The organism is Nocardia thailandica NBRC 100428, from assembly GCF_000308795.1.
In the GTDB taxonomy this organism is placed as follows: Bacteria; Actinomycetota; Actinomycetes; order Mycobacteriales; family Mycobacteriaceae; genus Nocardia; species Nocardia thailandica.
The window spans coordinates 1-7,499 of the sequence record NZ_BAGK01000028.1 but is presented as its reverse complement, the minus strand read 5'-3'; the positions used below and the strand labels follow the sequence as shown (position 1 = coordinate 7,499).

8 protein-coding genes are annotated in these 7,499 nt (G+C 69.1%); 3 read left to right on the top strand and 5 right to left on the bottom strand.

Annotated features, from left to right (window positions below):
• The 3 genes from ON36_RS03060 to ON36_RS03050 form a co-directional block, all read left to right on the top strand.
• Window positions 1-1,659, top strand: a 1,659-nt coding sequence (locus ON36_RS03060) for an LCP family protein (protein ID WP_157224748.1), incomplete at its 5' end; no start/stop codon positions are given.
• A gap of 75 nt (window positions 1,660-1,734) precedes the next feature.
• Window positions 1,735-2,394: a phosphate signaling complex protein PhoU gene (phoU, locus tag ON36_RS03055; RefSeq protein WP_043647446.1), complete on the top strand. Its 660-nt coding sequence runs from the start codon at window positions 1,735-1,737 to the stop codon at window positions 2,392-2,394.
• Between the two features lie 110 nt (window positions 2,395-2,504).
• A complete protein-coding gene (locus ON36_RS03050; protein WP_043647445.1) occupies window positions 2,505-2,702 on the top strand; it encodes a hypothetical protein in 198 nt (65 codons plus the stop codon).
• 81 nt (window positions 2,703-2,783) lie between these two features.
• Here ON36_RS03050 and pstB read toward each other — a convergent pair whose 3' ends face one another.
• The 5 genes from pstB to mshD form a co-directional block, all read right to left on the bottom strand.
• On the bottom strand, window positions 2,784-3,560 hold the full coding sequence (pstB, locus tag ON36_RS03045) for a phosphate ABC transporter ATP-binding protein PstB (RefSeq protein WP_043647444.1): 777 nt from the start codon (window positions 3,558-3,560) through the stop codon (window positions 2,784-2,786).
• 21 nt (window positions 3,561-3,581) lie between these two features.
• Window positions 3,582-4,487: a phosphate ABC transporter permease PstA gene (pstA, locus tag ON36_RS03040; RefSeq protein WP_043647443.1), complete on the bottom strand. Its 906-nt coding sequence runs from the start codon at window positions 4,485-4,487 to the stop codon at window positions 3,582-3,584.
• Entirely contained in the window at window positions 4,487-5,464 is a 978-nt protein-coding gene (gene pstC / locus ON36_RS03035; protein ID WP_043647442.1) for a phosphate ABC transporter permease subunit PstC, read from the bottom strand. The genes pstA and pstC overlap by 1 nt, the downstream gene beginning before the upstream one ends.
• A 91-nt stretch (window positions 5,465-5,555) precedes the next feature.
• Window positions 5,556-6,662 (bottom strand): phosphate ABC transporter substrate-binding protein PstS, encoded by a 1,107-nt coding sequence (gene pstS / locus ON36_RS03030; protein WP_043647441.1) that lies wholly within the window; start codon window positions 6,660-6,662, stop codon window positions 5,556-5,558.
• A 261-nt stretch (window positions 6,663-6,923) separates the two neighbouring features.
• Window positions 6,924-7,499, bottom strand: a 576-nt coding sequence (gene mshD / locus ON36_RS03025) for a mycothiol synthase (protein ID WP_043647440.1), incomplete at its 5' end; no start/stop codon positions are given.

Here is a 7,499-nt window from a genome sequence, read left to right as displayed (position 1 = left end):
ACGGCCACCACCGCCTTCGCGGCGACCGGACCCGCCCCGACCGGCGACCCGGTCACCGAGGTGCTGCCCAAGATCACCGATGTGCCCGCGCCCGACCGCCGCGAACGACCGAAGAAGGTCGGCGCCACCGAGGCCGCCCGCCCGCCGCGCGAGGACTCGCGCCGCGGACGCAGCGCCCGCATGGCGGGCCGGGTCGCGCTGACCTTCGCCGCGGTCATCGCGCTGGTCGCCACCGGCGGCGGCTGGAGCTACCTACAGGCCACGAACAACAGCATGACCAAGATCGACGCCCTCGGCGGCTCGACCGAGGACGTGCTCGACTCCAACCTCCAGCTCGGCGACGAGAACTACCTCATCGTCGGCACCGACACCCGCGCCGGCCTCAACGGCCAGGTCGGCGCCGGGTCCGTGGACGACGCCGAGGGCGCCCGCGCGGACACGGTCATGCTCGTCAACATCCCCAAGGACCGCTCCCGGGTGGTCGTGGTGTCCTTCCCGCGCGACCTGGACGTGACCCGGCCGACGTGCAGCGGCTGGGACAACGACAAGGGCGTCTACACCGACCAGAAGTTCCCGCCGGACATGGGCGCCAAGCTCAACTCGGTCTACGCGCTCGGCGGCCCCAAGTGCCTGGTCGACGTGGTCCGCAAGATGTCGGGCCTGAACATCGGTCACTTCATCGGAGTCGACTTCGCCGGTTTCGAGGCCATGGTCGACCAGATCGGCGGCGTCGACGTCTGCACGACCAAGCCGATCATCGACGGCGTGCTCGGCACGGTGCTGGAGAGCTCCGGCCGCCAGCACATCTCCGGGGAGACCGCGCTGAACTACGTGCGCGCCCGCCACGTCGTCGGCGAGGAGCGCTCCGACTACGACCGCATCAACCGGCAGCAGCGCTTCCTCGCGTCGCTGCTGCGCGGCGCGCTGTCGGGCCGGGTGCTGTTCGATCCGGGCAAGCTCAACGGCTTCGTCAACGCCTTCACCAGCCACACCTTCGTCGACAAGGTGGCGCCGCAGGACCTGCTGCTGCTCGGCCGCTCGCTGCAGAAGATGGACGCGGGCGCGGTCACCTTCCTGACCATCCCGACCGCGGGCACCACCTCCTACGGCAACGAGATCCCGCGCGAGACCGACATCAAGGCCATCTTCCGCGCGATCATCGACGACCAGCCGCTGCCCGGCGAGAAGAAGGCGCCCGAGATCACCAGCTCCGCGCAGACCCCCGCACCGGCCGCGCCGACGCTGTACGCGGTGTCCCCCGGGACCATCTCGCTGCGCGTGTCCAACGGCTCCGGTGTCGCCGGCGTCGCCAACCGCGCCGCCACCGGCCTCGGCAACCAGGGCTTCCAGATCTACGCCACCGGCAACTACGCGGACGGCACCGTGACCTCGTCGAAGATCCGCTTCGCGGCGGGCCAGGAGGCGGAGGCGGCCACCGTGGCCAGCGCCGTCCCGGGCGCCAGCCTCGAACAGGCCGACGAACTCGGCACCATCGTCGAGGTCGTCCTCGGCAGCGATTTCGCGGGCACCGTGCGCACCCCGACCACGGTCGGCGCCGCCCTGCCGAACGTGCCGATCGGCACCCCGCACAGCGCGGGCCCGGTCGCCCTGCCCTCGGACCTCGAGCACATGAACGCCGCCGACGACACCTGCAAGTGAACCGCCGCCTCGCCACACGGCATTAACCTGGCGTTGGGTGACAGAGGCGCAGGTCAACGGCTACTGTCTGGGATCATGCGTGTCATCTACAACGAGCAAATGGCCGATCTCGCCAACCTCCTGGGCGATATGGCCGGTCTCGCTGGCAAGGCCATGGAACAGGCCACTCAGTCGCTGCTGCAGGCCGACCTCGCCCTGGCCGAGCAGGTCATCTCCGACCACGACCAGATCGGCGGCAAGATCGCCGAGGCCGAGGAGAAGGCGTTCGCGCTGCTGGCACTGCAGGCCCCCGTCGCCGGCGACCTGCGCCAGGTCGTCAGCGCCATCCAGATCGTGGCCGACGTCAACCGGATGGGCGCGCTGGCGCTGCACGTGGCCAAGGTCGCGCGCCGCCGCCACCCCAACCATGCCCTACCCGAGGCCGTCAACGGCTACTTCGCCGAGATGGGCCGCATCGCGGTCAACATGGGCGCCGGCGCCAAGGAGGTGCTCGAGACACGCGATCCCGAGCGCGCCGCGCAGCTCAACACCGACGACGAGGCGATGGACGACCTGCACCGTCACCTGTTCACGCTGCTGATGGACCGCGAGTGGAAGTACGGCGTCGCGTCGGCCGTCGACGTCACCCTGCTCGGCCGCTACTACGAGCGCTTCGCCGACCACGCGGTGGAGATCGGCCGCCGCGTCATCTTCCTGGTCACCGGCGTCCTGCCGGGCGACGAGGACGACGCCTGAGCCGAGGCGACGAAATCCGTTGCCTCCCCCGGCGCGTGTCGGTACGCTGCGATCTTGGGGGGGTCGAACGAGCGACCTCTGGGATGTATTGAAGGGGAAGAGGTTTCGCTATGGCAATTCGTCTGTTCACCGGTGCGCTGGTCGGCGCGGCGTCGATTCTGGGCGCCACGTTGCTCGCCGCGCCCGCGTCGGCCGCGCCGTCGGCGCCCTGCAACGCGCACACCGTCGGCAACGTGAAGTACGAGGGCGGCACGAAGTGGGTCTGCTACTCGTACGGCCGGGGCGCCTACGGCTGGGTCGCCCGCTGATCGCGCGGCCCGACAGCGCACAGGCATGAACGAAGAAGCCCCGCACCGGAATCCGGTGCGGGGCTTCTTCGTCGATCCGGTCTAGCCGAAGCGGCCGGAGATGTAGTCCTCGGTGGCCCGCTGGGTCGGGTTGGAGAAGATCTTCTCGGTGTCGTCGATTTCGATCAGCTTGCCGGGCTTGCCCTGCGCCTCGAGGTTGAAGAAGCCGGTCTGGTCGCTCACCCGCGCGGCCTGCTGCATGTTGTGGGTGACGATGACGATGGTGAATTCCTTCTTCAGCTCGGTGATCAGGTCCTCGATCGCCAGGGTGGAGATCGGGTCCAGCGCCGAACAGGGCTCGTCCATCAGCAGCACGTCGGGCGAGACCGCGATCGCGCGGGCGATGCACAGGCGCTGCTGCTGACCGCCGGAGAGACCGCCGCCCGGCTTGTCCAGGCGGTCCTTGACCTCGTTCCACAGGTTCGCGCCGCGCAGCGAGCGCTCGGCGACCTCGTCGAGCTCCTTCTTGTTGCGCACGCCCTGCAGCTTCAGCCCGGCCACCACGTTGTCGCGGATGGACATGGTGGGGAACGGGTTGGGGCGCTGGAACACCATGCCGATGGTGCGGCGCACGCCGACCGGGTCCACCGACGAGCCGTAGATGTCCTCGCCGTCGAGCAGCACCGCGCCCTCGACCCGGGCGTTCGGGGTCACCTCGTGCATGCGGTTCAGCGACCGCAGCACGGTGGACTTACCGCAGCCGGAGGGACCGATGAAGGCGGTGACACTGCGCGGCAGCACGGTCAGGTCCACGTTCGAGACGGCGTGGAACTTGCCGTAGAAAATGTTCAGATCTTTGACGTCGATCCGCTTGGCCATCAGAGTTGTCCGTTTCGCTTCTTATCGGTTCCGGGTGAGCAGCTTGTTGACCGCGGCGGCCGCCAGGTACAGGGCCGCGATGATCAGGATGAGCGTCAGCGCCGCACCCCAGACACGCTGACGGCCCGCGTCCTCGGCGTTGCCCAGCTCGGTGTAGATGAGCAGGGGCAGCGAGGCCATGTTGCCGTCGAACAGGTCGTAGTTGATCGACTTGGAGTAGCCGACCAGCACCAGCACCGGCGCGGTCTCACCCATGACGCGGGCGAGGGCGAGCAGGATGCCGGAGATCATGCCCGGCAGCGCGGTGGGCACCACGATGCGCAGGATGGTCTTCCACTTCGGCACGCCGAGCGCGTAGGAGGCCTCCCGCAGCTCGTCGGGCACCAGCTTCAGCATCTCCTCGGTGCTGCGCACCACCACGGGCAGCATCAGCAGCACCAGGGCAAGCGATACCGCGAACGAGCTCTGCGGGGCGCCGAAGGTGGCGATCCACAGCGCGAAGATGAACAGGGCGGCCACGATCGAGGGCACGCCCGCGAGGATGTCGACCATGAACGTGGTCACCCGCGCCAGCCGGCCGCGACCGTATTCGACCAGGTAGATGGCGGCCATCATGCCCAGCGGCACGGCGATGACCGCGGCCGTCGCCGACTGCACGATGGTGCCGTAGATGGCGTGGTAGACGCCGCCGCCGGTCTCGTCGGGCAGGATGCCCTTCTGCGACTTGAGCCACCAGTCCGAGGACAGGACGGTCTCGATGCCGTTGCTCAGCACCAGCCACAGCACCCAGCACAGCGGGATCAGGGCGATGACGAAACACGCCCAGACGATGCCGGTGGCGAGGTTGTTCTTGAAGCGGCGCGCGGGGCTCACGTGCCGGAAGGTCGGTGCCTTGACCGGCTTGTCGAGCGTGGTCGAGGTGGTCATCAGCCGTTCACCCTTCCACCGGCGGCCAGTCGGGCCAGCGCGTTGACGATGAAGGTCAGCGCGAAGAGCACGAAGCCCGCGGCGATGTAGGCGCCGGTGGGCAGCGGCGCGCTGAATTCGGATGCCGCCGAAGCGATCTTGGACGCGAAGGTGTAGCCGCCGTCGAACAGCGACCAGCCACCCGGCACGGTCGCGGTGCGCAGCACCAGCAGGACCGCGATGGTCTCACCGAGCGCGCGGCCGAGGCCGAGCATCGAGCCGGCGATCACGCCCGAGCGGCCGTACGGCAGCACGGTCATCCGCACGACCTCCCACTTGGTCGCGCCGAGCGCCTGCGCGGCCTCGATGTGCGCGCGGGGGGTCAGCGAGAACACCTCGCGCGAGACCGAGGTGATGATCGGCAGGATCATCACCGCCAGCACGATGCCCGCGGTGAAGATGGTGCCGCCGCCCGCCAGCGAGACGTTGCCGTCGGAGAACAGGAAGAACCAGCCCATCTTGCCGTTCAGGAACTCCTGCACCGGCGCGATCTTCGGCGCGAGCACCAGCAGGCCCCACAGGCCGAACACGATCGAGGGCACCGCGGCGAGCAGGTCGACCAGCATCGCGAACGGCTTGGCCAGCTGCTTGGGCGCGTACTGGGTGAGGAACAGCGCGATGCCCACCCCGATGGGCACCGCGATGATCAGCGCGAACAGCGAGCTCAGCACGGTGACCATCAGCAGGTCACGGATGCCGAACCGCAGGTGGTCGGCGTTGGTGGTGACGAACTCCGCGCTGGTGAAGAAGTTGACCTCGTCCACCCGGAGGGAAGGCACTGCCCGGACCAGCAGGAACAGCGCGATCAGCGCGATCGCCGCGACGATCGTCGCGCCTGCGGCGGTGGCGGCCCAGGAGAACAGCTTCTCCGCGGTCTCGCCCTGGCCGCGGCGAATGCCGGTCGGGGCCGGGTCGGTGTTCTTCGGATCGGTCGGCATAGGGGCAGTATCTCCAGCCGCCCGCAGGCCCGTCGAATCCGACGAGCCCGCGGCGGTCACCTCAGGGTGCATGGTCATGGCTGGACCGCGATCAGGAGATGGCGTTGATCGCGGTGGTCAGCTTGGTCTTGAACGCGTCCGGGATCGGGACGTAGCCGTTGGCGTCGAGGCCCTTCTGACCGTTGTTGACGGCCGAGGTCAGGAACGCCTTGACGGCGGGCGCGGTGTCGGCGTCGTACTTGCTGCAGACGACCTCGTAGGTCGGCAGGATGATCGGGTACGCGCCGGCCACGGTCGGCTTGTAGAACGAGCTGGTGTCCAGGACCAGGTCGTTGCCCTCGCCCTTGATCTTCACCGAGTCGATCGCCTTGGCCGCGGTCTCGCCGGTCAGCTTGACCGGGTCCTTGGAGGCGGAGGTGACGATCTGGGTGACGCCGAGGTTCTGGGTCTTGGCGAAGGACCACTCGACGTAGGTGACCGAGTTCTTGGTGGTCTTGACCGCGTTGGCGACGCCGTCGCTGCCCTTGGCGCCCTCACCGGTACCGCCGGCGAAGGTCTTGCCCGCGCCCTTGCCCCAGGCGCCGTTGGAGGCCGCGTCCAGGTACAGCTGGAAGTTGTCGGTGGTACCCGACTCGTCGGAGCGGAAGATCACCGAGATCTTCTCCGAGGGGAGCTTGGCGTTGGGGTTGAGCGCCTTGATCTCCGGGGCGTCCCAGGTGGTGACGGAGCCGTTGAACACCTTGGCGGCGGTCGGGCCGTCGAGGACCAGGTCGGTCACGCCGTCGACGTTGAACGCGATGGCGATCGGGCCGAACACGGTCGGCAGGTTCCACGCCGGGGCGCCGCAGCGGTCGGCGGCCTTGGCGACCTCGCCCTTGCTGGAGCTCAGCGGCGAGTCCGAACCGGCGAAGTCGGTCTGCTTGCCGAGGAAGTCGTTGATGCCCGCACCCGAACCCGAGGGAGTGTAGTTGAGGGTGTAGCCGTCGCAGTTGGCCTCGTAGGCGGCGACGAAGCGCTCCATGGCGTTCTTCTGCGCCGACGAGCCGCTGGCCTTGAGCGCCTTCTTGCCCGAGCAGGTCACGTCGACCTTCGAGCCGCCGTCGCCGGTGGCGGTGTTCTCGTCGCTGCCACAGGCGCTCAGGGTCATGGCGCCTGCGGCCAGGATGCCGACGAGGGCGCTGGTGCGCTTGAAGTTCACGGTTCCTCCGTCTGCGGCTGCGGGGAGCAGCCATCGCGTGCAACTCGCCCGGTCCCTCACCGGCCGGACGAGTGGGGTGGTGCGGTTCGCGAGGGAACATGCGCACCAGGCGGCAGTGCCGCCGCCCTCGATCAACGTAGGGTCGTCCGGTTGACAGAGGCACGGCTCGGGGTTAACGGAGAATGAACAGCCCGGCGCGATTCAGGGGACGAATGTGACGTTTGCCCCAGTTTTACGCAGGCGTACCCGAAGGGGCCGCGACTATTCGCCCATCGTGGCGTACGCCACATCGATGTGCGCGGTGGCGAATCCGAGGTGCGTGTAGGTGCGCACGGCCGCGGCGTTGTCGGCCTCGGTGTAGAGCAGCACCGTGCCGAGGCCGCGCTCGCGCAGGTGGCGCAGGCCCGCGAGGGTCAGCAGCCTGCCGAGCCCGCGGCCCTGGGCGGCGGGGTCGACGCCCACCACGTACACCTCGCCGACCGGCGGTTTCTCCTCGCGGTGGACCTTGGTCCAGTGGAAGCCGAGCAGCCGCTCCGGCGCCTGCGCGTCGACGGCGAGGAACAGCCCGCGCGGATCGAACCAGGATTCGGCGCGACGGGCGGCGATGTCGCGCTCGGTCCAGCCGCCCTGCTCGGGGTGCCAGGAGAAGGCCGCGTTGTTGACCCGCAGGATCTCGGCGTCGTCGGCGGGGCCCGCGTAGGTCCGCAGCACGATGTCCGCGGGCGGGGTGAGCTCGGGTAGCGGCGGGGTAGCCAGGTCGCGGCGCATCTGCCACAGCTCCCGCGCCTTGACCAGCCCGAGACCGGCGGCGGTCGCCCGCGCCGCGGGCAGGTCACC